The sequence below is a fragment of the Thiomicrorhabdus xiamenensis genome, from assembly GCF_013282625.1.
GTDB classification, from domain to species: domain Bacteria; phylum Pseudomonadota; class Gammaproteobacteria; order Thiomicrospirales; family Thiomicrospiraceae; genus Thiomicrorhabdus; species Thiomicrorhabdus xiamenensis.
Genome location: NZ_CP054020.1, coordinates 1603657 through 1628498, shown reverse-complemented (window position 1 = coordinate 1628498; position 24842 = coordinate 1603657). Strand labels below are relative to the sequence as shown.

Below are 24842 nucleotides of genomic sequence, written 5' to 3'. Positions count from 1 at the left end.
CCTCATTATTTGAGGGCTTTGTTTTTTTCGAAAGGACAAAAAACTATGCAAATTATTTGGGGAAATCCCGCTCATTCCGCTTATCGTTTAAATCAGTTGTTAGCAAAGTTACAAGCTGCCGCGCCCATTGGCGCGGTACAGTCTCAGTTTGTCTATTTTGTTGACCTTTCCTCGGAACTTTCCGCTGAAGAAAAAGCGCATCTGAATGTCTTGCTGAACAAAGACGCTGCGGATCAAAACGGTGATCTGGGTGAAGACAGCTGTATTGTAACGCCGCGAATCGGGACGATTTCTCCATGGTCTTCTAAAGCGACCGATATTACCCACACCTGCGGTATCGACAAAGTTCTGCGTATCGAGCGTGGTATTGTTTATCACTTTGAAGGTGTTACGGCTGCCGACAAAGCGACTGTTGAAGCGCTGGTACATGATCGTATGGTTGAAGTTGTCAGCCATGATTTTGCGACACTGGAAAATCTGTTTTCGCATCAGTCGCCTAAACCGATGACCACGGTCGACGTACTGGGTGGTGGTCGTGATGCGCTTGTGGTTGCGAACAAAGAAATGGGGCTGGCACTTTCGGAAGACGAAATTGATTATCTGGTAGACGCTTTTAACGGATTGGGTCGCAATCCTGTCGATGCCGAGTTGATGATGTTCGCTCAGGCGAACTCCGAACACTGCCGCCATAAAATCTTCAATGCCGATTGGACAATTGACGGACAGGATAAAGACAAGTCGCTGTTCGGCATGATCCGTAACACTTATCAGTGCAACTCCGAGGGTGTGCTTTCGGCGTACAGTGATAACGCTGCGGTAATCGAAGGGCCGATGGCGACGCGTTTCTTCCCGAATCCACAGACCCGTCAGTACCAGTTCTCCGACGAGCCGGTACACTTCCAGATTAAAGTCGAAACACATAACCACCCGACGGCGATTTCGCCTTGGCCGGGTGCGGCGACAGGTTCAGGCGGTGAAATCCGTGACGAAGGGGCAACCGGTCGCGGTTCCAAGCCGAAAGCGGGTCTGACCGGTTTTACTGTTTCGAACCTGAATATTCCAGGGTTCGAACAGCCATGGGAGAAACCATACGGTAAGCCGGGGCGTATTGTTACGCCGATGGACATTATGATCGAAGGGCCGCTGGGTGCAGCCGGGTTCAATAACGAATTCGGGCGTCCGGCAATCAACGGTTATTTCCGTACCTATGAAAATGCATTGATTACCCATGATGGCGAAGAGATCCGCGGTTATCACAAGCCGATTATGCTGGCCGGTGGTCTGGGAAGCATTCGCGAAATGCATATTCAGAAAGGGGAAATTCCGGTTGGCGCCAAACTGGTGATTCTTGGAGGGCCGGCGATGTTGATCGGTCTTGGCGGTGGTGCCGCCTCGTCGGTTGAAACCGGTTCCGGTGCGGAAAACTTGGATTTCGCTTCGGTGCAGCGTGAAAATCCTGAAATGGAGCGTCGTGCACAGGAAGTCATCGACCGTTGTACTTATCTGGGTGAAGATTCGCCGATTGCCTCTATCCATGACGTAGGTGCCGGCGGTATATCGAACGCTTTCCCTGAGCTGGTCAATGACGCCGGTCGCGGCGGGAAGATTGATCTGCGTAAAGTGCCGAACGACGAACCTGGCATGTCGCCGATGGAAATCTGGTCGAATGAATCACAGGAACGTTACGTTATTGCCGTTTATCCGGACAAGATTGATCAGTTCATCGAAATCTGCGAGCGTGAGCGCGCTATCTATGCGATTGTCGGTGAAGCGACCAAGGAACAGGAACTGGTCGTCAACGATACTGTATTTGAAAACAATCCGGTCGACATGCCTCTGAATGTTTTGCTGGGCAAGCCGCCTAAGATGCACCGTACTGCGGAAACCCGCAAGATTCCGCAGGCTGGATTTGAAACCGCTAATCTGGATTTGAACGACGTAGCCGAACGTCTGATGAAGCTGCCGACCATTGCGTCGAAGAACTTCCTGATCACTATTGGCGACCGTACCATTACCGGTATGGTGACACGGGATCAGATGGTCGGGCCGTGGCAGGTTCCTGTGGCGAATGCCGGTGTCACCTGTTCCGACTATAACGGATACACCGGTGAAGCGATGGCTTCCGGTGAGCGTCCTCCGGTCGCACTGATCAATCCGAAAGCTTCTGCGCGTCTGTCGATCGCCGAAGCGATTACTAATATTGCCTGCGCTAAGATTAATAAGATGTCGGACATTAAGATCTCTGCTAACTGGATGGCCGCCGCAGGGCATCCGGGTGAAGATTCGGCTTTGTATGACGCAGTGGAAACTGTCGGTATGGAATTGTGCCCGGCATTGGGCATTGCGGTTCCGGTCGGTAAAGACTCTATGTCGATGAAGACCGTTTGGAAAGAGGGTGATCAAGATAAAGCGGTTATTTCGCCAATGTCTCTGAACATCACGACCTTCGCGCCGGTTGAAGATGTACGCAAAACCGTTACGCCTCAACTGCGTACTGATTTGGGTGATACCGAACTGCTGGTTATCGATCTTGGTAAAGGTCAAAACCGTATTGGTGCCAGCTGTCTGGCACAGGTGTACGGTCAGGTAGGAGAAACTTCGGCCGATCTGGATTCTGCGGATGATCTATTGAACCTGTTCAATGCGACTCAAGCGTTGTTGGCCGAGGATAAGATTGTGGCCTATCATGACCGTGCCGACGGTGGTCTATTGGTAACACTGCTTGAGATGGCGTTTGCCGGTCATACCGGTCTTAACATTGATATCTCTGCTTTGGGCGGCGAGCCGGTGGCTGCACTATGTGCCGAAGAGGTCGGTGTCGTTGTGCAGATCAAGTCTGCCGATAAAGCGGCTGTTGAATCGGTATTGGCCGAACACGGTCTTTCTGCTATGAGCCACTTTATCGGGACGCTTGCAGCTGACGATAAGATCGCAATTGCGGCGAATGGTTCAGAAATCTTCAACATGCCACGTAAACAGTTGCAGAAGTGGTGGTCCGAAACTTCTTACCGTATGCAGGCGATTCGTGATAACGAAGAGTGCGCGAAACAGGAGTTTGCAGCGATCGAGAACGATGCGAATACCGAAATTAATCCGTTGGTTACTTTCGATATCAATGAGGATATTACCGCTGAGTTTGCCGGACAGGCTCGCCCGAAAGTGGCTATTCTGCGTGAGCAGGGGGTTAACGGTCAGCAGGAAATGGCCGCCGCTTTCACTAAAGCCGGATTCGATGCGATTGATGTGCATATGAGCGACGTGCTTTCCGGTGAAGTGCAGTTTGACGATTTCCGCGGTCTGGTTGCCTGTGGTGGTTTCTCCTACGGTGACGTTTTAGGAGCCGGTCGCGGTTGGGCGAACTCCATTCTGTTTAATGATACGGCGCGCAGCACTTTTGAGCGTTTCTTCCAGCGTCAAGATACCTTTACTCTTGGGGTTTGTAACGGCTGTCAGATGTTGTCGAACCTGAAAGAGATTATTCCGGGTGCGGAAAGCTGGCCGGCGTTTGTACGTAACACTTCCGAGCAGTTCGAAGCGCGCTTCTCGCAAGTTCAGATTGAAGAATCGCCATCTATCCTGTTAAAAGGCATGGAAGGTACGCGTATTCCGGTTGCCGTAGCACACGGTGAAGGGCGTATGGATTTCGGTGCCGGTGATGCCTCGCAGGTCGAAGGTCTGGTTGGTGTGCGTTATGTTGACGCAGCCGGTAATCCGACCGAAGCTTATCCGTTCAACCCGAACGGTTCGGCTAACGGCATGACTGGTCTGACAACTCCGGATGGGCGTGTGACGATTATGATGCCGCACCCTGAACGCGTGTTCCGTACCGTACAGAACTCGTGGCATCCGGATGAGTGGCAGGAAGATGCTCCGTGGATGCGTCTGTTCCGCAACGCTCGTAAATGGGTTGGCTGATTGCCGTCAAATCATTGATTCAATAATTGAAAACCCGGGTCATCCGGGTTTTTACGTAACAGGATCGAAGTAAATTAAGTTCTCATATAAGAGGAAAAATTTATTAGTAAATCCTAATAAATAAATTCTAATAATGAATAACATTCATTTATTTGACTTTGATTTGCTGAACCCTTAAATTTGACAGAATTTTTTGGGCCGGCTTAAATCTTACCGGTCAGGAAGGTTGGAAGCTTCGACCTTTTTAAGAGAAATATTCGCGTTAGCGATGTAATTTAAAATAACAACGGAGAGACCTGATGTCTTTAAATCGCCGAGAATTTCTACATGTAATGTCTATGGCTGCTGCGGCAGGTATGTTGCCAGGTACGGCTTCTGCAATGTCTGGTGGTGCGGATAAAGCTGCTGCTGCAAAAGCGTCTGCGGAGATCTACAACAAACCTATGAAAGGTAAGGTTCGTCTGTTACACATTACAGATACACACGCTCAGTTGAAGCCAATCTACTTCCGTGAGCCGAATGTAAACTTGGGTACAGGTCCGGCGTTTGGTAAGCTTCCTCACGTTGTTGGTGACAAGCTTCTTAAAGAACTAGGTATTGATAAGAACGCTAACCCAGAACTTGCACACGCATTCACCTACCTAAACTTCCAGGATGCATCTGAAACTTACGGTAAAGTAGGTGGTTTCGCACACCTTAAAACTGTTCTAGATATGCTTCGCGATCAAGCTGGCGGTCAGCAAAACACGATCACTATGGATGGTGGTGACCTTTGGCACGGTTCCGGTACAGCTCTATGGACTCGTGGTGCGGACATGGTTGAAGCGTCAAACCAGATCGGTATTGATATTATGACTGGTCACTGGGAATTCACTTATAAAGAAGAAGAAGTTCTTAAAAACCTGAACAACTTCAAAGGTGAGTTCGTTGCACAGAACATCCGTGTTAAAGAAGATTCACTATTCGGTGACGCTTACCGTGAAATGGTTGAAGCGAACAACGGTATCGGTCTATACGACGAAGACGAAGCTCGTGCATTCAAACCATATGTAATCAAAGTTGTTAACGGCGAGCGTGTTGCGGTTGTTGGTCAGGCGTTCCCTCGTACAGCTAACGCGAACCCTCAGTCTAACTTCCCTGACTGGTCATTCGGTCTTCGTGAAGACGCGCTTCAGGAAACGGTTGATCACATCCGTGAAAACGAAAAACCTGCTGCGATCGTCATGATCTCTCACAACGGTATGGACGTTGATATCAAGATGGCTTCTCGTGTTTCTGGTATCGATGCAATCTTCGGTGGTCACACGCACGATGGTGTTCCTAAAACTATCAATGTTAAAACTCCTGAAGGCGGTGTTTGTTACGTTACTAACGCTGGTTCTAACGGTAAGTTCGTTGGTTGTATGGACCTTGATATCCAGAACGGTAAGCTTAAAGGTGTTAACTACTCGCTTCTACCAGTATTCTCTAACGTTGTTGAAGCGGATGCAGGCGTTCAGAAGTTCATCGATGACCTATACAACACCAAGTATGACAACAACGTAATCGAATCACGTCGTGAAAGTGCTTACGTAAACAAAGATCGTCTAGGTAAAACTTACGGCGAGATCCTTGGTGAAGAGCTAGCGGTAGCGGAAGACACTCTATACCGTCGTGGTAACTTCATGGGGACTTGGGATCAAATCATCGTAAACGCACTACGTGAAGAGCACGATACGCAAATCGCAATGTCTGCCGGTGTTCGTTGGGGTACTTCTGTACTAGCGGGTGAAACCATCACTATGGAACGCGTAATGGACGAAACTTCTATGACTTACGGTGAAACCTACAAGTCTGAAGTGACAGGTGCGCAAATGAAAGATATCCTTGAAGGTATCTGTGAAAACCTATTCCAGAAAGACCCATACCTACAGTCTGGTGGTGATATGGTTCGTCTTGGTGGTATGGATTACACTTGTGAGCCTAATGCGGCACTTGGTAACCGTATCTCTGACATGCGTCTTGACGATGGTACTCCGCTTGAAGCGAACAAAACTTATACTGTTGCCGGTTGGGCGCAGGTTGAGGCAATCGGTGAAGGTCGTCTAATGTGGGATGTTACTGCTGATTACCTACGTCGTCACAAAAACGACATGAAGCTTAAGAAAGTTAACCATCCTAAGCTTAAAGGTGTTTCAGATAACCCTGGTATCGAAGCATACCCAGGTGAAATGGCTTAATTTTCAATTAAGTTATAACACTCAAAAGAACCCGGCCCAGTTTATCTGCGCCGGGTTTTTTTATGCCTGTGGATTATCGTCGGCGATGTGTTAATTTAAAAAGCATCTTTTATCGATGTTATGTAGAAATCGAGTTTGATGCATATAGGTGTGCTTTCGGTGATTTATTCCAGTCGTCTTACTTTTCCTGTTATTTATACATTCAGTGTTCGCTTGTTTACTGTTTTATCCCTGCTTTCTCTGCAAGGATGCGGTTGGGTTGCCGCACCCGATATCGCGCATCTGTATGAAGATGCGGCTGCAAACCGTGTAATGGTCTGTCATGAATACGGTTGTAAACAGCTTGATGAAGTTGAGTTTGACGTCGACGAAAAATTACAAATTCAACAAGTGTTTCAGGAGGGGGGAATTGAACCCGAAAGAGAGCGTGTCGCAATTGCCGAAGCGGTAGCATTGATGGAAAAGTTGACCGGAAAGAGCGTTGGTACTTGGAGGGATAAGGCGGAAAACGACGGAACCGGCGAGCGCGGGCAGATGGATTGTATTGATGAGTCGGTTAATACGACGACCTATCTCAAATTCTTTTCTGCGAACGGCTGGTTAAAGCATCATCAGGTTATGCCAAGAGTTGTGCGCAACCCTCTCTTTTTTGATGTGCATTGGACAGCGGTCATTCGAGAAATACCTGACGGTCGGCTGTACGCCGTTGATTCATGGTTCAGACAGAACGGCGAGGAACCGGTGATTTTGCCTTTGGCAGACTGGAAAGCCAAAAAAGAAGCGTTTTAACTGTTTGTTAACGCATCATTTTCATCAAGTCCTGAATGCGGTAGATTTTCCCGGCTCCGCCCCAGTTACCGTCGGGAACTTCATTAATCATGACCCAGACGCGAGCGGCATTCAGTAAATTATGATCGGTTTCTTCAACCTGCAAGATCAGATCGGTGAGCTGTTCGGTCAGCTGTTCCTTTTTATCGCCGGCCATCGTGCCTTGGAATATGCTGATGTCCAACCGGTAATGCGGTTTATCAACCTTATGACCCGCCATATAAAAATCGTCTCGTTTAAATTCACAGAATTGAACCCAGCTGAGATTTTGCGCTTTGGGATGACCGGACATTCCTTCAAGAGCAAGAAGGGTATCGGTTGCCTGTTTGGCAAAACGTTGTTTTTGTTCGGCAGAAAAGGTGTTTTCGGGTAAATGAATTACTATTAATGGCATTGGATCCCCTTTCTTTTTATGAGTGAGTGAAGAATTTATACCCTGATTAATTTTACGTATTACTTGGAAAAAACCTATATGATGTTTTTATAGGTTCAGTCCAGCTTAGATTTGATTTTTTAGCCTGTATTCAGGCGTTTACTATATCAAGATGGCTAATCTATAGGTAAATCTTTTTATATAGTGCTTATAGTTACGTAAATACAGATAAAGAAAAATTTTAAGGGATGGGATTATGTCTATTAAGGCAAGGTTGATACTTTTGGCGGCGGTAGCCTTTATATCGATTGTTTTGGTTTCTATTTTGAGTTTATGGAGTAGTGAGAAGCAAAAAGAAATTATTCATCATACCAATCAGATAGTCGAGTTATCGGAGGCTGCCAGTTTTCATAATCAGATTCAATCGATCAATATGCAGTATCTTTTGACTTTGCAACATGACCCATCCAATCCCGATATTGTCAAAATGCATGATCACCCGACGTCGATGCATTGGGATAAAATGCAAGATTTGATTGAAGAGACTAAGACGCAGTTAAGCGAATTTAAAGGGCATGAGTCCGCAGAGGAATTTACGTCGGATGTAAAAGCATTTGAAGAACGTTTGCTTAAATATTTTCAGGACATTGAGGAAGGAATTCGCTTTTATTCTAAAGGGGAGTTTACTCACGCCAATCACCATTATCTGACGGTAATCAACCCTGATTCGGTGCAAACTTTACAGAAAATCGATCAGTTCAGAGCACACTTGAGAGAAGTGAGCCATGAAGCCCAGGCTGAAGCAGAAGCTTTTGCCGGTTTTCAGGAAAATTTAATGCTTGGTTCGGGATTGTTTTTCCTGGTACTTATTGTCGCCATATCCTGGACGTTGATTCAGTCAATTCGTAAGGGAATTCATTCGACGGTTCAAGAGGTTAATCAGGTGGTTGATACCATGAATTTCAACCAGAAACTATCTGATCGAAGTGATGAGCTGGGCGAAATATCTAAGGCATTGAATTTAATGCTCATGGCGATTAAAACCAGCATTAGTGAAACAAATACCGTTGTCAGTGCCATTGCAAACGGAGATTTTACCAAACGGGTCAATAGTCAACAGAAAGGTGATCTAGACATTCTGAAGCAAGGTGTTAATGGTTCAGCGGAAAGTGTGGACTTTATGATGAGCGAATTGTCAAAAGTGATGCAGGCGTTGTATCAAGGGCAGTTTGATATCCAAATGGATCCACGAGTTCCAAAATCTTTCAGTCAACAGGTCGATGATGCCTTGAACAGTATTAATACTGTGATGGTCGAAATTATTAATGTCATGTCTGCGATGAATAAAGGGCAATTTGATCAGAGGGTTCAGGTTGAAGCGAGAGGCGATTTAGCTGAGTTGAAAGAGCGAGTGAACAGCTCGATGGATTCGTTGAGTCAAGCGATTAGCGATATTAAGCGTATTGTTGTCGCTCAATCTGAAGGGGATTTAACGCAATCCATTACTCAATCTTATGAAGGAGAGCTGGCTGTTCTGAAAGACGCGATTAACAAGTCGATTGCTAGTCTTGATGAAATTGTATTTGTTGCAATGGAGGCTGCAGGAACTGTGGCGACTGCAGCGGATGAGGTTGCTGCCGGGTCAATGGACTTGAGTCAGAGAGTTCAAGAACAGGCGGCTTCAATTGAGCAGAGTAGTGCAACGATGGAAGAGTTTAGTTCTTCTGTACAAAATAATGCACAGAGCGCTTCTGAAGAGACCAATATTGAGCATGAAGTCGAATCCAAGGCGAAAGCTGCGTCTGAAGTAATGAGTCAAACAATTGTGGCGATGAATGCTATTCAGGAGTCAAGCCATAAAATTTCTGAAATTGTCTCTATGATTGACGGTATTGCTTTCCAGACAAATTTGCTGGCGTTGAATGCGGCGGTAGAAGCGGCCCGTGCAGGTGAGCACGGTCGAGGTTTTGCGGTAGTCGCTGGAGAAGTCAGAGCGCTGGCGCAAAAATCAGCTGAAGCGGCCAAAGACATTTCATCACTTATCAATGAAAGTGTGAATCGTATTGATCAGGGGACCAAACTGGCAACGGAGTCCGGAGAAGTGATTAATCAGATTACGGATTCAATCGAGCAGGTCACGCGTATGAGTGAGCAGATTTCAGGCGCTTCAAATGAGCAGGCCCAGGGTGTTCAGCAGCTGCAGATTGCCATCGGTCAGATTGATCAGGTGACACAACAGAATGCTGCTTTGGTTGAAGAGACCTCTGCCGCAGCGGAAAGCATGCGTGATCAGGCAACAGTACTCAAGGAGAAAATGTCATTCTTCAGAACGACCAAACTTTCTTCTCAGTTGCCTCCTGTTTCGGCAAAGCCAGTGCAGAGTGAAGTTAAATCAATTGCTGCACCTGCAGCCAAAAAAGAAGAGCCGATACAGATACAAAGTAAAGACGGAAAAGGAAAGGGTCAGTCAAACTACGGTAGTGGTGAAGATTGGGTTGATTTCTAAACCTGCTGCTTCTATCTGTTTCAAATATAAAAACGCCTGCATTAAGCAGGCGTTTTTGTTACAGGCTGGGAAGGGGTGGATTTGAATATTACTGGATCTTCAAATAAGCAAAACCTTCGCTCTGCAAAATAGCAATCTTGGCGACGCCGGACGGCGCAAACTGAATGCCTTTATAGACCTTATCCTGCGGAAGCCCGACTTCATCGCGGGTTTTGTCGCATAAGTGCACTTTGACTCCGCGCACGTTGATTAACGCATCCAGACGGCCTTTTAATTCATCACGACGTTCCAGTAACGCTGCGTCATGCTCGTAAGGCGTGCCCTTTAAGGCATCATCGGTGGTAAAGCGCAGACCGTAACCGACAAAGACCAGATGGACTTCCGGTTCCATCAGTTCGGATTCGTAGAAGTTCATAATATTGTTGATGGAAGTCAGGGTTGCCGAGTAACGGGTCGGGTCGGCAAAATCGACATGATACACCACCTTGGCACCGTCATCGGCGGCCTGCGCCTGAGTGTTCAGTCCGAAAAATGCCAGAGCGATCAGCAGAATTGGAATCATCTTTTTGAATAGATGCATAGGGTTACTCCTCGTTTTATAGTTTTTAGAGATAAAAAAAGCGGCTTTCCAGTTCAGGGAGCCGCTTTGGAAGCGATTACATAATGCGGATAATTTCGCGCGTGCTGGCTAAGCTTTGAATGGCTTCGTTAACGCGTTTGAAGAGGATTTGACTGTCTTCGTCCGGGCTACGTAACTCGGTAACACCGGCATGGCTGGTCAGGCAAGTCGTTTGGCCGTCATCCAGTTTGAATTTGTGCCCGGAGATTTTTTCCTGAATCAGCTTTCCGATGCGTAGAGCGTCAACAGCCTTGACTTCCGGTAGGGCGACCATGAACTGATCGCAGCTCAAGCGGCCGATCGGCCCCATATCCTTGATGACCGATTGAATGGCGTGAGCCGCACCTAAAATCGCTTTGTCGCCCATTTCGTGACCATAGCCGTCGGTAATGTTTTTGAAGCAATCCAGATTGATCTTAATCAGGGATAGTGGCTGATTATTCATCTTGGCGCGATTGAGTTCTTCGTTGAGCAGGTCAAGGAAGAAGTCGCGGTTATACAGATTCGTCAAAGGGTCATTGGAAGAGAGGTGCTCGATCTGTTCTTCCATATGCTTGCGGCTGGTAATATTAATCGCCAGCCAGATCGCAGCCGGTTGTCCGTAGCTTTCGCTGTCAACCGGATAAACCCTCGCTTCATACCATTGCCCGCCGGAAGGGCCTTCGGAAACGCCGTTGACTTCGTCATTCGCCAGCTGGTATTCGATCTCTTGCAGCGTATTGGATGCGATTGCCTTCTGCACGACTTTCAAGAAACGGTCAGCCATCTTTTCCGGCAGTACCTGATGATAGGTTTTACCGATAAGGCTGGAACCGTCAGCATAGAGCGTACGCTCCTGACCGCCGACAATGTCCAGATAGGTGCCGTCCCGGCCCATAATGAAAATCGGGTCGGGCATTGCATTGGCTATCGCCTCAAGATGAGAGTAAGTGTGTTTCAGCGCGTCGCTCATTTAGTTGTCTCCACACGAAAATTTGTTGAGTAGGGCATACAAAAAACGGCTGTATAAAAACAGCCGTTTACAGTTATTTTAGCCTTTTGAAATCGGCTTGTACTTGATGCGGTGAGGCTGTGCTGCATCCGCACCTTTACGGCGTTTAAGGTCGGCTTCATAATCGGTGAAGTTTCCTTCGAACCACTCTACATGAGAGTCGCCTTCGAATGCAAGAATATGCGTCGCAATACGGTCCAGGAACCAGCGGTCGTGGGAGATAACCACCGCACAGCCGGCAAATTCCAGTAGGGCCTCTTCAAGCGCTCGTAGCGTTTCTACATCCAGATCGTTGGTCGGTTCATCCAGGAGCAGGACGTTACCGCCACTGCGCAGCATTTTAGCCAGGTGAACACGGTTACGTTCACCACCGGAAAGCTGACCGATTTTCTTCTGCTGATCGCCACCTTTGAAATTGAATCGCGAGCAGTAGGCGCGTGAATTCACTTCGATATTGCCGACCATAAAGATATCGTCGCCTTCAGAGATCTCTTCCCAGACCGATTTATTGTCATCCAGCGCATCGCGGCTTTGGTCAACATAGGATAATTTCACCGTTTCACCGAATTCAACAGAGCCCGAATCCGGCTGTTCCTGTCCGGTCAGCATGCGGAACAGGGTCGATTTACCGGCACCGTTTGCACCGATGATCCCGACAATTCCACCCTGTGGCAGGTTGAAAGAGAGGTCGTCAATTAATAGACGCTCGCCGAAAGATTTTGAAAGGTTATTCACTTCAATGACTTTTTCACCAAGGCGTTCGGCAACCGGAATAAAGATTTCGCTGGTCTCGTTGCGTTTCTGCTGTTCTTGCGAACTCAGCTCATCAAAACGGGCCAGACGCGCTTTGGATTTGGCGTGACGGCCTTTAGCACCTTGGCGAACCCACTCCAATTCGCTTTTAATGGTTTTCATGCGCGCCGCTTCGGATTTGGCTTCCTGTTCAAGACGTTTCTCTTTCTGTTCCAGCCACGAAGAGTAGTTTCCTTCGAATGGGATGCCTTCACCACGGTCAAGCTCCAGAATCCATTGCGCGGCATTATCCAAGAAGTAACGGTCGTGGGTGATCGCCACTACGGTTCCCGGGAATTCAAGTAGGAAGCGTTCCAGCCACGCGATCGATTCAGCATCCAAGTGGTTGGTTGGTTCGTCAAGCAGCAGCATGTCCGGTTTTTCCAGCAATAGCTTGCACAGGGCAACACGGCGCTTTTCACCACCGGATAGTTTGGAAACATCGGCGTCCCAAGGCGGCAGGCGCAGAGCGTCGGCGGCAATTTCTAAAGTACGGTCGATATTGTGACCGTCTTTAGCCTGAATAATGTCTTCGATCTCAGCTTGTTTTTTGGCCAGAGCATCAAAATCAGCATCCGGTTCGGCATAAGCGGCGTAAACCGCATCCAGTTCAGCCAGAGCATCTTTGACTTCTTTAACCGCTTCTTCGATATTGCCGCGTACATCTTTCGATTCGTCCAGCTGCGGTTCCTGTGGCAGATAACCGACCTTGATCCCCGGTTGCGGACGTGCTTCACCGACGATATCGGTATCGATGCCCGCCATGATTCTCAAAAGCGTCGACTTACCGGCTCCGTTGAGACCGAGAACACCGATCTTAGCGCCGGGAAAGAAGGACAAAGAGATATCTTTTAAGATGTGACGATTCGGTGGGACAACTTTCCCCACGCGGTTCATGGTGTAAACAAATTGCGCCATGGAAGTTCCTAAATTTCTGAATAGATTAGAGGCTAATCTGGATTGGATTAACTGTGAATGACGGCAAGTTTACCGAGAATCGAAAAACAGTTAAAGACTATTACTTTCTGTTTTCATGATTATTGATAAAAATTAGCCCTTTAATTTGCCGTGTCAGGCCAAAAAGATTAAAATTCTGGCTTTGGATTCTAATGAGACGGTTGTGGGTTGCGAATTCCAAAAGCCGCGATAGACCGCCTCTTTTCTACTTTAACGGAGAGCTTAACAATGTTTACAAAAGACATGACGATTGCTGGATATGATGATCTGATTGCCGATGCGATTAAAAATGAAGAGAATCGTCAAGAAACTCACATTGAGCTGATTGCGTCTGAGAACTACACCAGTCCACGCGTAATGGAAGCGCAGGGGTCTTACTTCACGAATAAATATGCGGAAGGTTACCCAGGCAAGCGTTACTACGGCGGTTGTGAGTTTGCTGATATTGTTGAGCAGGCTGCGATTGATCGCGCGAAAGAGTTGTTCGGCGCAGATTATGCGAACGTTCAGCCGCACTCCGGTTCTCAGGCAAATGCAGCGGTTTACATGGCATTGTGCGAGCCGGGCGATACCGTTCTGGGTATGAGTCTGGCGCATGGTGGGCACCTGACACACGGTTCTCACGTAAGCTTCTCCGGTAAAATCTACAATGCAGTACAGTACGGTATCGATCCGGTTAGCGGTCAGATCGACTATGACGAAGTTCAGAAGTTGGCTGACGAGCACAAGCCGAAAATGATCGTGGCCGGTTTCTCTGCCTACTCTCAGGTTATTGACTGGTCGAAGTTCCGTGCGATTGCCGATTCTGTCGGTGCTTACCTGTTTGTCGATATGGCGCACGTTGCCGGTCTGATTGCTGGTGGTCAATATCCGAATCCGGTTCCATTCGCTGACGTTGTCACCACAACGACTCACAAGACGCTTCGCGGTCCGCGCGGTGGTCTGATTCTGTGCAAGTCTAACCCGGATCTTGAAAAGAAACTGAACTCGGCGATTTTCCCGGGCGGTCAGGGTGGTCCTCTGGTTCACGTTATGGCGGCTAAGGCGGTAGCCTTTAAAGAGTGTCTGGAACCTTCATGGAAAGATTACTGCGTTAACGTAATCAAAAATGCCAAAGCAATGGCGGAAGTCTTTAAGGCGCGCGGTTGCGATGTGGTTTCCGGCGGGACTGAAAACCACCTGTTCCTGGTTAGCCTGATTGAAAAAGGTCTGACCGGTAAGCTGGTTGATGCGGCTCTGGATGCGGCGCATATCACGATCAACAAGAACTCGGTTCCTAACGATCCTATGTCTCCATTCGTAACTTCCGGTATCCGTGTCGGTACCGCTGCGGCAACTACTCGCGGTTTCGATGTGGAAGACTGTACCAACCTTGCAACCTGGATGTGTGATGTCATCGACGCGTGTGATCAGTCTAGCGAGAGCTGGGATGAAAGCGTGGTTGCAGAGGTACGTGAAAAAGTTTCTGCACTTTGCGCAGCCAAGCCGGTTTATAAATAAGTCCGTATGCATCTAGAGCGCGCCATGCAACGCAGTGCGAAAAGTTCGCGTTGGGCTTTCTCTTGTGTTATAAACTTGTTTTAAACAGAAAAAACCACCAAATCTGGTGGTTTTTTCAATTCTGGGCTCAAGATAAATAAGTAAAATCTTAATTTAGCGATAACTTATTTTTGCTTATTTATGTTCGGCCGGGAACGCCGATTCAAAAAAATTAGGAAACACTATGCACTGTCCATTTTGTAATGCCCCGGATACCAAAGTTGTAGATTCCCGTCTGGCGACCGAAGGGGTTCAGGTTCGCCGCCGCCGTGAGTGTATTCAGTGCGGTGAACGCTTTACCACCTATGAGTCCGCCGAGCTTTCACTGCCGCGCGTTGTTAAAAGTGACGGAAATCGTGAGCGTTTTGATGAAGAGAAAATCCGTCGCGGTTTAATCAAGGCGCTAGAGAAACGTCCAGTAGCGAGTGAATCGATTGATCAGGTGGTCAATTCGATTATGAAACGCGCTATGACCGAAGGGGTTAGAGAGATCTCTTCAAGCCAGATCGGTGAATGGTTGATGGATGAACTAAGCGAACTGGATCAGGTCGCCTATGTCCGATTCGCTTCGGTTTACCGTTCTTTCCAGGATGTGAATGCGTTTCGTGAAGAGATCGAGCGTTTGATGGTTTCGACAACGGCAAAGTCAAAATAACTTTGCGCAGCGATAGCAAAAGCTCACCGAAAGGAGTTGGTGTGATGTGGAAAGGCGAAGATCAGACCTATATGCAGCAGGCGATTGCGCTGGCGTATAAGGGATTTTATTCAACCAAGCCGAATCCGGCGGTAGGATGCGTTCTGGTTAAGGACGATAAGGTGATCGGTCAGGGGTGGCACCATAAAGCCGGCCAGCCGCACGCGGAAAAAGAAGCTCTGGCGGATGCACTGAACAATGCGCAGGATGTTTCCGGTTCAACTGCTTATGTCACTCTGGAACCCTGTTCGCATCACGGACGGACGCCGCCGTGCAGCGATGCGCTAATTGATGCTGGAGTCAGTCGTGTGGTTGTGGCGATGCAAGATCCGAACCCATTGGTGGGCGGAAATGGAATTAAACGCCTGCAAAATGCCGGAATTGACGTGCAGGTCGGGCTGCTTGAAAAAGAGGCTTATGAATTGAATCATGGTTTCTTGCATCGCATGCGTACCGGTTTACCTTATGTTCGCCTGAAAATGGCCAGTAGCCTGGATGGTCGTACGGCTATGGCAAATGGTGAAAGTCAATGGATTACCGGTGCGGATTCACGGGTTGAAGTACATAAGATGCGCGCCCATGCCGGTGCAGTGATTATCGGGATTGGTACGATATTGGCGGATGATCCAAGTATGACCGTTCGGCTGGATGAAGCGCTCTTGGCTGAAATGAATTTGAGTGCGGAAGAAGCCAATCCGATACGAGTGGTGCTTGATCCGAATTTAAGTCTGCCTATGCAGGCCAAAATGCTTGCGCTTCCCGGCAGAACGATTGTCATGACCTCCAAAGAGACCGTTGAAAACAGTTTGGAGCGGGTTGAGGAGTTTCACCGTCATGGTGTCGAGCTGGTCGCCGTCGCCGCTCAGGACGATAAACTGGATATTGAGTCCGTCTTGCACTATCTTGCGGACGAAGAGCAGGTCAATGATGTGATGGTTGAGAGTGGTGCGATTGTCGCCGGAGCCTTTGTCGAATCCGGTTTTGTTAATGAAATCCACGCTTTTGTCGCCCCGGTTCTGATGGGGGACCAAGCCAAACCGATGTTTGTCTTGCCGTCGGTCACAAATATGAATGATAAGTTACAGTTTTCGGTCACTGATATCAGCACTTTTGGTGACGATATACGAATGATTCTAAAACCGAAACGTCATCTTAAAAGCAATTAATAGCAAACCAACAAAGCAATCATAATTATGTTTACGGGTATTATCCAAGCTGAAGGAAAAATCAGTAAAATCGAGCCGCGTGATGGCGACTGGAAAGTCACGATCCACACTGGAAAACTGGATATGAATGATGTGGCGCAAGGGGATTCCATTGCCGCCAACGGGATCTGTCTTACCGCAATCGAATTCGGCAAAGATTTCTATGTTGCCGATGTTTCTTCTGAAACGCTAAGCGTTACCACGGCCGAAGAATGGACGCCGGGTACGCCGGTCAATCTGGAAAAAGCCTTGCGCTTGCAGGATCGTCTCGGTGGGCATCTGGTGAGCGGTCATGTAGACGGCGTGGGTGAGGTTAAGACGATCTCTCAGGATGCCCGATCGTGGCGTTATCAGATTGAGGCACCGCAAACCATCTGTAAATACATAGCGGCTAAAGGTTCGATTTGTATTAACGGCATCAGTTTGACGGTCAATAAAGTCGACGGGTGTGTTTTTGATGTTAATATCGTGCCGCATACCCGTCAGGAAACGACCATTAAATATTTCGAGGTCGGTACCAAGGTCAATCTGGAGGTTGATCTTCTGGCGAGATATCTGGAGCGGATGCTGAATGCTCCGCAGGCAGAAGCGCAGTCCAATATTACTGAAAACTTTTTGGCGGAACACGGATTTAAATAAGATGGCATTAAATACAATAGAAGAGCTGATTGAAGATTATAAGCAGGGCAAAATGGTCATTCTGATGGATGACGAAGACCGTGAAAACGAGGGTGATCTGTTGGTTCCTGCCGAGACGGTAACCCCTGAAGACATTAATTTCATGGCCCGTTACGGACGTGGCCTAATCTGTCTGACCATGACCCGTGACCGCTGCAATCAGCTACATCTTCCGCTGATGGTGCGTGACAATACGGATCCTCACGGAACGAACTTTACCGTCTCGATCGAGGCGGCCAAAGGAGTGACTACCGGGATTTCAGCGGCGGATCGCGCCGTTACGGTACGTACTGCGGTCGCTCAGGATGCCGGTCCTCAGGATATCGTTACACCGGGGCATATTTTCCCATTGATGGCGCAGCCGGGTGGTGTCTTGACGCGTGCAGGACATACCGAAGCGGGTTGTGATCTGGCGCGCCTTGCCGGTTTTGAACCGTCTTCTGTTATTGTTGAAATTATGAACGAAGATGGCTCGATGGCGCGGCGCGATGATCTTGAAACCTATGCTAAAGAGCATGGAATAAAGATCGGTACCATTGCTGATCTGATCGAATACCGTTTGAAGAACGAGAAAACCATCGAGCGCGTTTCAGAGTGTTTTTTGCCGACCGAGTTCGGCGAGTTCAAGTTGATCGGTTATCAGGATGTACTTGATCAGAAAGCGCATTTTGCATTGGTTTACGGACAGATCTCTTCGGATCAGCCGACGGCAGTCCGCGTGCATATGCTGGATACCCTGTGTGATGTCTTCGGTTCCAAGCGTCCGGAGTGCGGCTGGTCGCTGCAGGCGGCAATGAAGCAGATTTCCGAAGAGGGCAGCGGGGCGATTGTCGTGTTGCGCAAGAATGAAGAAGCCGGCGCCTTGCTGGATAAGATCCAGCATTATCAGATGATGGATCGCGGTATTAAGGTTCCGGAAACGCAGAATCCGGATGACACCAAAACCTTCGGTCTTGGTGCGCAGATCATTGCCGATCTGGGCATGAAGAAACTGAAGATCATCGGTTCCGCAATGAAAATGAGTGCATTGAGCGGTTTCGGCCTGGAAGTGGTTGAAGTTATGCCGAAAAAGGATGTCTGACGATTGTGAAATCCATGCATTATTTTCAGAATGCAATGGATTTTTACCCTTCGGACGACGGTTTTTATGGCAAAATATGCGGCTATGCCTAAGGTCGCTGAATCAGCGTCATAGAAAATAATCACAAGATTGAAGATCAAAAATAAGAGGCTCAGGAATACATGAAAACAGTTGAAGGAAATCTAACCGCACAAGGAATGAAAATCGGTCTGGTAGTAGGTCGTTTTAACAGTTTTGTCGTCGATCACCTGGTTGCGGGTGCGGTCGATACCATTGTTCGTCACGGTGGTTCCGAAGACAATATTACAAAAGTCATGGTTCCTGGCGCTTTTGAAATCCCGGTTGCCGCCAATAAAATGGCGCAGTCAGGCGATTATGATGCGATTGTTGCGATCGGCGCGGTGATTCGCGGCGGAACGCCACACTTTGATTATGTTGCCGGTGAATGCGTGAAAGGCATTGGACAGATTCAGTTGCAGACCGGTGTCCCGGTTTCGTTTGGTGTTCTGACTGTAGACACTATTGAACAAGCGATTGAACGTGCCGGTACCAAGGCGGGTAACAAGGGTGAAGAATGCACTCTTGCGGCCATTGAAATGGTTAATGTATTGAAGCAGATTTAATGAAAATTACCGATTCGATTCAGCCTGGACAGGGCGAAGAAATTATAGAAAAAGAGCCGCAAGTCTCGCCGCGCAGTCAGTCGCGCCGAGTCGCTTTGCAGGCGCTTTACCAGTGGCAGTTGACGAATGCTTCTGTTCTGGAGATTATGAAACAGTTCAGTGAAGACGGTTATCTGGAGCAACTGGATTTCGATCTTTTTAAAGAGTTGTTGAATCAGGTTACCGAAGAAGCCGGCGATCTGGATCAGATGTATGTTGATTTTATCGATCGTGATATCAAGCGTCTGGATCCGGTTGAACGTGCCATTCTGCGTATCGGCAGTTATGAGTTGCGCAGTAAGTTGGAAACGCCTTACAAGGTTGTCATTAACGAGGCGGTTGAGCTTGCCAAACGCTTCGGGGCTGAAGAGAGTCATAAGTTTGTTAATGGCGTTCTTGATAAGGTTGCCAAGCAGGTTCGAAGCCTGGAAGTCAATGCCTAGCCGTATCGCGGTGCGTCCAGTGTAGCGGCCGGTTTTGTCAATTTAGACTCATTACAGGAAAGCCCTCGTCTGAGGGCTTTTTTGCATTTTGCCAGAGAGATTTATGGAATTTGATCTGATTGAGCGTTATTTCACTCCTCTAAGCCTTGGTTTGCCGGAAGGTGATTTGAGTATCGGCGATGACGGTGCGCTGATAACTATTCCTCCGGAGCATCAATTGGTCGTGGTAACGGATACTCTGGTCAGTGGCGTCCACTTTCCGCATGAAACCCGGGCCTATGACATTGCCTGGAAGGCTTTAGCGGTCAATTTGAGTGATTTGGCCGCGATGGGGGCGTCGCCAATCGGTTTTTCTCTTGGGTTGAGTTTACCGAAAACCTGTGCCGAGTCTGAGCAATGGATGGCTGATTTCAGTCAAGGATTTCATGATCTGGTTGCATCAACCGGTATGAAAATTCCGTTGGTTGGGGGAGATACGACGCGCAGCGATATTCTGACGCTCACGGTCAGTGCTAAAGGCGTTGTTCGCAAAGGGCGCGCAGTCCTGCGTTCAGGAGCTGAAGCGGGAGATATTGTTGCGGTCACTGGCGTTCTCGGCGAGGGAGCTTTGGGGTTGGCCTTGGCGCTGGATACCTTATCAACTGAATTGAAAACGGGGTTGAGTGAGCAAGATCAACGGCACGCTTTGAATTACTTGAATCGACCGATCCCCCAGTTGGCTATGGGGCAATGTTTGTATCCTCTGGCCAATAGCGCGATCGATATTTCCGATGGCTTGTTGCAAGATTTAGGGCACATTCTTGAGCGCTCCTCGATGTCCACCGGGAAGCCCCTTGGGGCACGGGTTGAATTGAACGATCTACCGCTCTCTTCGGGTGTACGCAAACTTGTTGCTCAAGAAGCTTTGTGGCAGATGCCGCTAAGCGGAGGTGACGAGTACCAGCTCTGTCTGACGGTGAAGCCGGAAAACTGGTCTGCTTTGCAGGCATTGGCTGCTGAACATGACGTTGTCCTCTCCAGGATCGGCGAAATTACTGGGTATGCCGGAATCGAGTTGACGCTGTGCGGAGAGGGGGATGCTGTACCGGATTTTGCTGGGTTTCAGCATTTTTAAAGTTTCAAGGTAATAAAAAAGCCGTCGATTGACGGCTTTTTTATTGTCTCTATCAGACGCGATGGTGATTACGCTTTTGACTTTTCTCGTCTCTGGCGTACACCTTCAGCTAGCATGTCGAGCAATTCGGTGCTGCTTTCCCAGTCGATACACGCATCGGTGATGCTCTGCCCGTAGGTCAACTGTTTGCCTGGCTGAACATCCTGTCTTCCGCCGACAAGATGACTCTCCACCATGACACCCATAATTGCATCCGAACCGTCTTTAAGCTGGTCGGCAATGGATTGAGCGACAATCATTTGGCGGGTGTGGTCTTTGTTGCTGTTCGCGTGGCTGCAATCGACCATCAGTTTGCTCTGTACACCTGCTTCGCTCAATTGCTGGACGGCTTTTGAAACGTATGGCGCTTCATAGTTCGGGCCTTGATTGCCTCCGCGTAAAATAACGTGGCAATCTTCATTTCCGGTCGTCTCAAAAATCGCCGAATGACCTTCTTTAGTCAAGGACATGAAAATGTGCGGGTTGTTGGCTGCGCGAATGGCGTCAACCGCGATACGCACACTGCCGTCGGTACCGTTTTTGAAACCGACCGGGCAGGAAAGCCCGGATGCCAGTTCACGGTGTCCCTGGCTTTCGGTTGTACGAGCCCCAATAGCTCCCCAAGAGATCAGGTCGGCAACATACTGTGGCGAGATCAGATCCAGAAATTCGGTTGCGGCCGGTACGCCCATGTTGTTGACGTCGGAGAGTAATTTACGCGCCAGGCCTAACCCTTTGTTGATCTCGAAAGACTCGTCCAGGTTTGGATCGTTAATCAGGCCTTTCCAGCCGACGGTGGTGCGAGGCTTTTCAAAATAGACGCGCATAACGATCAGCAGGTCGTCCTTATGCTTTTCGATCTGTCCTTTAAGCTGAGCGGCATAATCTCTGGCCGCGCCCGGATCATGTATGGAGCATGGGCCGATTACCACCAGGATACGGTCGTCACGTCCAGCCAGAATGTTATGGATCTGCTGGCGAGTATCGTACACCGTTTGCGACGCTAACTCGGTGATAGGGTAAAGCTCATGCAGGTCCTGCGGAGAGCGAACTTCGGTAATGTTTTTAATCCGTAAATCGTCAGTCTGATACGTGCTCATGGTTACTACTTTTTATGTGATTAAGTGTGCGCTTTCGTCTGTGCGCATCCGCGAATTGCCAGAGATCAGAGAGGGTTTTGACGCCTCTTACCTTCTCTTAGGGATTTCATAAATGAAAACCGCACCAAACCGCTTATTATGCCATTTTTTGGGGTTTAGTTTACAACGAATTTAATGATTTCATAAGCTTATTCTTATGCAGTCTTCTATGCTGAGGGATATGCGGGTTTTTATGTATTTAAAATGCTTATTAACTTGATAGTTAAAAATAATCTACTGAACACTCGGAATTTTAACTAGTTATGATAAAATCCTCGCAGTTTTAAGAAATGCAAATAGGCAAGAGAATAGTGCATTGTAAATACGTTATTCAAGGTGTGACCGAGGACGGTCGAAAATTTAGGCCAAGTGATTGGATTGATCGGATTTCTTCAATGGGTGCTTCCTTTGGTGAATCGCATCGACTGGTGTATTCCGATTTGCTGCATCCTGAATTGTATGAAGGGCAGAAGTGTTTGATTATCGATACCGAGCTGGAAATTAAAAACCCCAATATGTATCAATATGTTATGAACTTCGTTCAGAGTAATGGTCTGAAAATGACTCAGGTCTGCGATGTCGATGAAGAAAAGTTGGGAAGCTGAGCCAGAACCCTTGGTGCGAGCCCGATAATGTAAAAAGCCGGAATTATTTCCGGCTTTTTTTATGCATGTGTTTTAAATAAGGTTGCTTCCGGCAAAGAGGGTGATCCAGCCGGCCAGTGCCAAGAATGGACCGAAAGCAAAAGGCGCATCGTGTTTTTGCAGTTTGATCAGGCTTAAAAGGATTGTGATCACAATACTGCTTACGGCGGCGATCAGCACAATTTGCGCGAGCGCCATGACGCCGAACCAAGCGCCCAATGCCGCCAGCATTTTGAAATCACCATACCCCATTCCTTCTTTTCCTGTGGCCAGACGAAAGCCGTGAAAAACCAGCCATAAAAGCAGGTAGCCCAGTGCGGCACCCCAGACGGCCATTTCGAGGCTGGTGAAAACTTCCTGAGTATTTAAGAGTAGGCCGAGCCAAAGCAATGGCAAGCTCAGGTTGTCTAGAATCAATTGATGTTCGATATCAATGACGGTAATGGCCAGCAGGTACCAGGTAAAAACCAAAGCGACAAGCCCTAAGGGTGAAAGGCCGAAATACATGATGACCGCAGTTGTCGACAGTGCGCTGCTGAGTTCGATCAGTGGATAGCGTTTAGAGATCGGTTCGTGGCAGTTGTGGCATTTACCTTTGCTGTAAAGCCAGCTAAAGAGTGGGATAAGTCGGTACCAGGGCAGGGCGACATGACAATGCGGACAATGTGAACGATCCATGCTCATTATTTTGTAATGCGGGGTATTTTCGTCCGCTTCGAATAAAAAGCGCGGCATGCGCCAGGTCAGCATGCTTAAGAAGCTGCCGATAATCAGACCGAGAAGAAGGGAAAATGCAATCGTTAAAAAGAGAGGCAGCTCCACAATTGGCGTCATTAGGTGTGTTTGCATGAATTGAGTCTCAATGAATATTTTGCACAAATGCTAAAAGTAAGGCTTGAAAAGGTCAAGCCGAAACGGGTTTTGCGAAAATATCGGGCGTTTGTCGGATACAAAAAAGCCGGGTTTATATTTCCCGGCTTTTTGATAATTGAAAACATGCGGAGCCCCTTATTCGTCTTCCGAATAGATGACGCAGTTGCGGTCGTTTTCCCAGACGGTAATGCTGTGCATAGCAACTCGTTCATCGCTGATGCGTTCAGCAATCTGGCGGTACAGGAATGCAGCAATGTTTTCAGCCGTCGGGTTGATCTGAGTGAAATGCGGGTGGTCGTTCAGATAGGTGTGATCCAACTCTTTGATCACCTCTTTGGCGTGACGTTTGATTTCCTTGAAGTCAACGACCATTCCGATTTCATTCAGTTGACTGCCGACAATCTGGACTTCAATTTTCCAGTTATGTCCGTGCAGTTTCGAACAGTCGCCGGGGTAGCCTTGCAGAGTGTGGGCTGCGGCAAAATCAAGAACGGTTTTTAATACAAATTTTTGCGCCATTTACGCTTACCCTGAAAAATTCAAATTAAGCAAATAATTATATCTTAAATTACACAGCGATTAAAAGATAAGTCTCTGAAATTGGTTGGATTTTAACGGTTTTATACGGATTTTGTCTTTAATGCTCGCGTGATGCAATATAGTCCGTTAAATCCCACAGAAAATCACTCTTAAACGGCAGGCGTTGCAGGGCTTTTTTGGCTTCAATGACCAGGTTGTCACGATAGGCCTGTGCCTTGCGCAATCCAAGCAGTTTCGGATATGTGGATTTGTCTGCTTTTAGATCCGATCCCTGCGGTTTACCAAGGGTTTCGGTATCGGAAGTGATGTCCAGAATGTCGTCCTGTACCTGAAAGGCCAGTCCGACCGCCTTGGCGTAGATGATAAGGTCTTCCTTGATTTGCGGGTATGCAGGATGCTGGCAGGCACCAAGGAGAAGGGAGGCCTGGATCAGCGCGCCGGTTTTTAGCTGATGCATCCGTTCGAGTGCCGATTGCTCCGGTAACTTTCCGGCGGAATCGATGTCGATCTGCTGGCCACCGATCATCCCGTTTAAGCCGGCGGCGTGCGTCAGCACTTTGATCATCTCGATTTTATTGTGATCGTTGATATGTCCGTCGGTCGCAATCAGTTGGAATGCCAGGGTCTGTTGAGCGTCGCCAACCAAGATAGCCGTCGCTTCGTCGTATTGAATATGCGCGGTCGGCTTTCCTCTTCTAAGCTCGTCATCGTCCATTGCCGGAAGATCGTCATGTACCAGTGAGTAGCAATGAATCAATTCAACGGCAGCCGCAGGCGTATCCAGTATTTCCAGAGGCATATTCAGGGCTTCCCCGCAAGCATAAACCAATGCAGGTCGAAGTCGTTTTCCCTGGTCCAGAGTCGCATAGGCAATAGCTTCCTGAAGTTTTTGCGGACAAGTTGTCTGCTTAAGCTGACTTACTTTCAGTGACAAGTATTGATTGATGCGCTGTTGATAGAGGTTTAGTTGAGTATGCAAACGTCAATTCCT

The 24842-nt window shown here is 48.1% G+C and carries 21 protein-coding genes; 13 read left to right on the top strand and 8 right to left on the bottom strand.

The features are described from left to right. The first annotated feature begins 45 nt into the window (after positions 1 to 45). The 3 genes from purL (at position 46) to HQN79_RS07550 (ending at position 6923) form a co-directional block, all read left to right on the top strand. The gene (purL, locus tag HQN79_RS07560; RefSeq protein ID WP_173285328.1) at positions 46 to 3915 is read left to right on the top strand and encodes a phosphoribosylformylglycinamidine synthase; all 3870 of its coding nucleotides are present in this window, start codon (positions 46 to 48) and stop codon (positions 3913 to 3915) included. A 299-nt stretch (positions 3916 to 4214) separates the two neighbouring features. Further along, complete coding sequence (locus HQN79_RS07555; protein ID WP_173285327.1) at positions 4215 to 6134, top strand: 5'-nucleotidase C-terminal domain-containing protein; 1920 nt, start codon at positions 4215 to 4217, stop codon at positions 6132 to 6134. A gap of 159 nt (positions 6135 to 6293) precedes the next feature. Continuing rightward, the gene (locus HQN79_RS07550) at positions 6294 to 6923 is read left to right on the top strand and encodes a hypothetical protein (RefSeq protein ID WP_173285326.1); all 630 of its coding nucleotides are present in this window, start codon (positions 6294 to 6296) and stop codon (positions 6921 to 6923) included. Between the two features lie 7 nt (positions 6924 to 6930). Here the strand turns inward: HQN79_RS07550 and HQN79_RS07545 are convergent, their stop codons facing one another. Beyond that, a complete protein-coding gene (locus HQN79_RS07545; protein ID WP_173285325.1) occupies positions 6931 to 7356 on the bottom strand; it encodes a tautomerase family protein in 426 nt (141 codons plus the stop codon). A gap of 235 nt (positions 7357 to 7591) precedes the next feature. On the opposite strand from HQN79_RS07545, the gene HQN79_RS07540 reads away from it, so the two are divergent. Beyond that, the gene (locus HQN79_RS07540; protein WP_173285324.1) at positions 7592 to 9841 is read left to right on the top strand and encodes a methyl-accepting chemotaxis protein; all 2250 of its coding nucleotides are present in this window, start codon (positions 7592 to 7594) and stop codon (positions 9839 to 9841) included. 88 nt (positions 9842 to 9929) lie between these two features. Here the strand turns inward: HQN79_RS07540 and HQN79_RS07535 are convergent, their stop codons facing one another. The 3 genes from HQN79_RS07535 to ettA form a co-directional block, all read right to left on the bottom strand. After that, positions 9930 to 10421, bottom strand: coding sequence for a DsrE family protein (locus HQN79_RS07535; protein ID WP_173285323.1), 492 nt, complete (start codon positions 10419 to 10421; stop codon positions 9930 to 9932). 76 nt (positions 10422 to 10497) lie between these two features. Continuing rightward, positions 10498 to 11412 carry a sensor domain-containing diguanylate cyclase gene (locus HQN79_RS07530; RefSeq protein WP_173285322.1) on the bottom strand — a complete coding sequence of 305 codons (915 nt, stop codon included), beginning with the start codon at positions 11410 to 11412 and terminating at the stop codon, positions 10498 to 10500. Between the two features lie 78 nt (positions 11413 to 11490). Further along, on the bottom strand, positions 11491 to 13161 hold the full coding sequence (gene ettA, locus HQN79_RS07525; RefSeq protein WP_173285321.1) for an energy-dependent translational throttle protein EttA: 1671 nt from the start codon (positions 13159 to 13161) through the stop codon (positions 11491 to 11493). A 267-nt stretch (positions 13162 to 13428) separates the two neighbouring features. On the opposite strand from ettA, the gene glyA reads away from it, so the two are divergent. From glyA to thiL, 8 genes are all read left to right on the top strand, one after another. Further along, the gene (gene glyA, locus HQN79_RS07520) at positions 13429 to 14700 is read left to right on the top strand and encodes a serine hydroxymethyltransferase (protein ID WP_173285320.1); all 1272 of its coding nucleotides are present in this window, start codon (positions 13429 to 13431) and stop codon (positions 14698 to 14700) included. A gap of 223 nt (positions 14701 to 14923) precedes the next feature. After that, positions 14924 to 15394 (top strand): transcriptional regulator NrdR, encoded by a 471-nt coding sequence (nrdR, locus tag HQN79_RS07515; RefSeq protein ID WP_173285319.1) that lies wholly within the window; start codon positions 14924 to 14926, stop codon positions 15392 to 15394. A gap of 44 nt (positions 15395 to 15438) precedes the next feature. Beyond that, the gene (ribD, locus tag HQN79_RS07510) at positions 15439 to 16599 is read left to right on the top strand and encodes a bifunctional diaminohydroxyphosphoribosylaminopyrimidine deaminase/5-amino-6-(5-phosphoribosylamino)uracil reductase RibD (RefSeq protein WP_173285318.1); all 1161 of its coding nucleotides are present in this window, start codon (positions 15439 to 15441) and stop codon (positions 16597 to 16599) included. Positions 16600 to 16626: 27 nt separating this feature from the next. Continuing rightward, entirely contained in the window at positions 16627 to 17277 is a 651-nt protein-coding gene (locus HQN79_RS07505) for a riboflavin synthase (RefSeq protein WP_173285317.1), read from the top strand. Position 17278: 1 nt separating this feature from the next. Next, positions 17279 to 18397, top strand: a complete 1119-nt coding sequence (gene ribBA / locus HQN79_RS07500; protein ID WP_173285316.1) for a bifunctional 3,4-dihydroxy-2-butanone-4-phosphate synthase/GTP cyclohydrolase II — start codon at positions 17279 to 17281, stop codon at positions 18395 to 18397. Between the two features lie 161 nt (positions 18398 to 18558). Further along, positions 18559 to 19020 (top strand): 6,7-dimethyl-8-ribityllumazine synthase, encoded by a 462-nt coding sequence (gene ribH / locus HQN79_RS07495; RefSeq protein WP_173285315.1) that lies wholly within the window; start codon positions 18559 to 18561, stop codon positions 19018 to 19020. Then, positions 19020 to 19502 (top strand): transcription antitermination factor NusB, encoded by a 483-nt coding sequence (gene nusB, locus HQN79_RS07490; RefSeq protein WP_173285314.1) that lies wholly within the window; start codon positions 19020 to 19022, stop codon positions 19500 to 19502. The genes ribH and nusB overlap by 1 nt, the downstream gene beginning before the upstream one ends. Positions 19503 to 19605: 103 nt before the next feature. Then, entirely contained in the window at positions 19606 to 20616 is a 1011-nt protein-coding gene (thiL, locus tag HQN79_RS07485; protein WP_173285313.1) for a thiamine-phosphate kinase, read from the top strand. A 68-nt stretch (positions 20617 to 20684) separates the two neighbouring features. Here thiL and HQN79_RS07480 read toward each other — a convergent pair whose 3' ends face one another. Continuing rightward, entirely contained in the window at positions 20685 to 21755 is a 1071-nt protein-coding gene (locus HQN79_RS07480) for a 3-deoxy-7-phosphoheptulonate synthase (protein WP_173285312.1), read from the bottom strand. A 329-nt stretch (positions 21756 to 22084) separates the two neighbouring features. On the opposite strand from HQN79_RS07480, the gene HQN79_RS07475 reads away from it, so the two are divergent. Continuing rightward, the gene (locus HQN79_RS07475) at positions 22085 to 22399 is read left to right on the top strand and encodes a DUF3579 domain-containing protein (protein ID WP_173285311.1); all 315 of its coding nucleotides are present in this window, start codon (positions 22085 to 22087) and stop codon (positions 22397 to 22399) included. 72 nt (positions 22400 to 22471) lie between these two features. Here HQN79_RS07475 and HQN79_RS07470 read toward each other — a convergent pair whose 3' ends face one another. From HQN79_RS07470 to HQN79_RS07460, 3 genes are all read right to left on the bottom strand, one after another. After that, positions 22472 to 23287 (bottom strand): prepilin peptidase, encoded by an 816-nt coding sequence (locus tag HQN79_RS07470; protein ID WP_238843336.1) that lies wholly within the window; start codon positions 23285 to 23287, stop codon positions 22472 to 22474. A gap of 159 nt (positions 23288 to 23446) precedes the next feature. Beyond that, positions 23447 to 23830, bottom strand: coding sequence for a 6-carboxytetrahydropterin synthase QueD (gene queD, locus HQN79_RS07465; RefSeq protein WP_173285310.1), 384 nt, complete (start codon positions 23828 to 23830; stop codon positions 23447 to 23449). Positions 23831 to 23948: 118 nt separating this feature from the next. After that, complete coding sequence (locus HQN79_RS07460) at positions 23949 to 24830, bottom strand: polyprenyl synthetase family protein (RefSeq protein WP_173285309.1); 882 nt, start codon at positions 24828 to 24830, stop codon at positions 23949 to 23951. Between the last annotated feature and the right edge of the window lie 12 nt (positions 24831 to 24842).

Bases quoted from the DNA above. Each gene is read 5' to 3' on its own strand.
- purL (WP_173285328.1), top strand. From the start codon at position 46: ATGCAAATTATTTGGGGAAATCCCGCTCATTCCGCTTATCGTTTAAAT.
- HQN79_RS07555 (WP_173285327.1), top strand. From the start codon at position 4,215: ATGTCTTTAAATCGCCGAGAATTTCTACATGTAATGTCTATGGCTGCT.
- HQN79_RS07545 (WP_173285325.1), bottom strand. From the start codon at position 7,356: ATGCCATTAATAGTAATTCATTTACCCGAAAACACCTTTTCTGCCGAA.
- HQN79_RS07540 (WP_173285324.1), top strand. From the start codon at position 7,592: ATGTCTATTAAGGCAAGGTTGATACTTTTGGCGGCGGTAGCCTTTATA.
- HQN79_RS07535 (WP_173285323.1), bottom strand. From the start codon at position 10,421: ATGCATCTATTCAAAAAGATGATTCCAATTCTGCTGATCGCTCTGGCA.
- HQN79_RS07530 (WP_173285322.1), bottom strand. From the start codon at position 11,412: ATGAGCGACGCGCTGAAACACACTTACTCTCATCTTGAGGCGATAGCC.
- ettA (WP_173285321.1), bottom strand. From the start codon at position 13,161: ATGGCGCAATTTGTTTACACCATGAACCGCGTGGGGAAAGTTGTCCCA.
- glyA (WP_173285320.1), top strand. From the start codon at position 13,429: ATGTTTACAAAAGACATGACGATTGCTGGATATGATGATCTGATTGCC.
- nrdR (WP_173285319.1), top strand. From the start codon at position 14,924: ATGCACTGTCCATTTTGTAATGCCCCGGATACCAAAGTTGTAGATTCC.
- ribD (WP_173285318.1), top strand. From the start codon at position 15,439: ATGTGGAAAGGCGAAGATCAGACCTATATGCAGCAGGCGATTGCGCTG.
- HQN79_RS07505 (WP_173285317.1), top strand. From the start codon at position 16,627: ATGTTTACGGGTATTATCCAAGCTGAAGGAAAAATCAGTAAAATCGAG.
- ribBA (WP_173285316.1), top strand. From the start codon at position 17,279: ATGGCATTAAATACAATAGAAGAGCTGATTGAAGATTATAAGCAGGGC.
- ribH (WP_173285315.1), top strand. From the start codon at position 18,559: ATGAAAACAGTTGAAGGAAATCTAACCGCACAAGGAATGAAAATCGGT.
- nusB (WP_173285314.1), top strand. From the start codon at position 19,020: ATGAAAATTACCGATTCGATTCAGCCTGGACAGGGCGAAGAAATTATA.
- thiL (WP_173285313.1), top strand. From the start codon at position 19,606: ATGGAATTTGATCTGATTGAGCGTTATTTCACTCCTCTAAGCCTTGGT.
- HQN79_RS07480 (WP_173285312.1), bottom strand. From the start codon at position 21,755: ATGAGCACGTATCAGACTGACGATTTACGGATTAAAAACATTACCGAA.
- HQN79_RS07475 (WP_173285311.1), top strand. From the start codon at position 22,085: ATGCAAATAGGCAAGAGAATAGTGCATTGTAAATACGTTATTCAAGGT.
- HQN79_RS07470 (WP_238843336.1), bottom strand. From the start codon at position 23,287: ATGCAAACACACCTAATGACGCCAATTGTGGAGCTGCCTCTCTTTTTA.
- queD (WP_173285310.1), bottom strand. From the start codon at position 23,830: ATGGCGCAAAAATTTGTATTAAAAACCGTTCTTGATTTTGCCGCAGCC.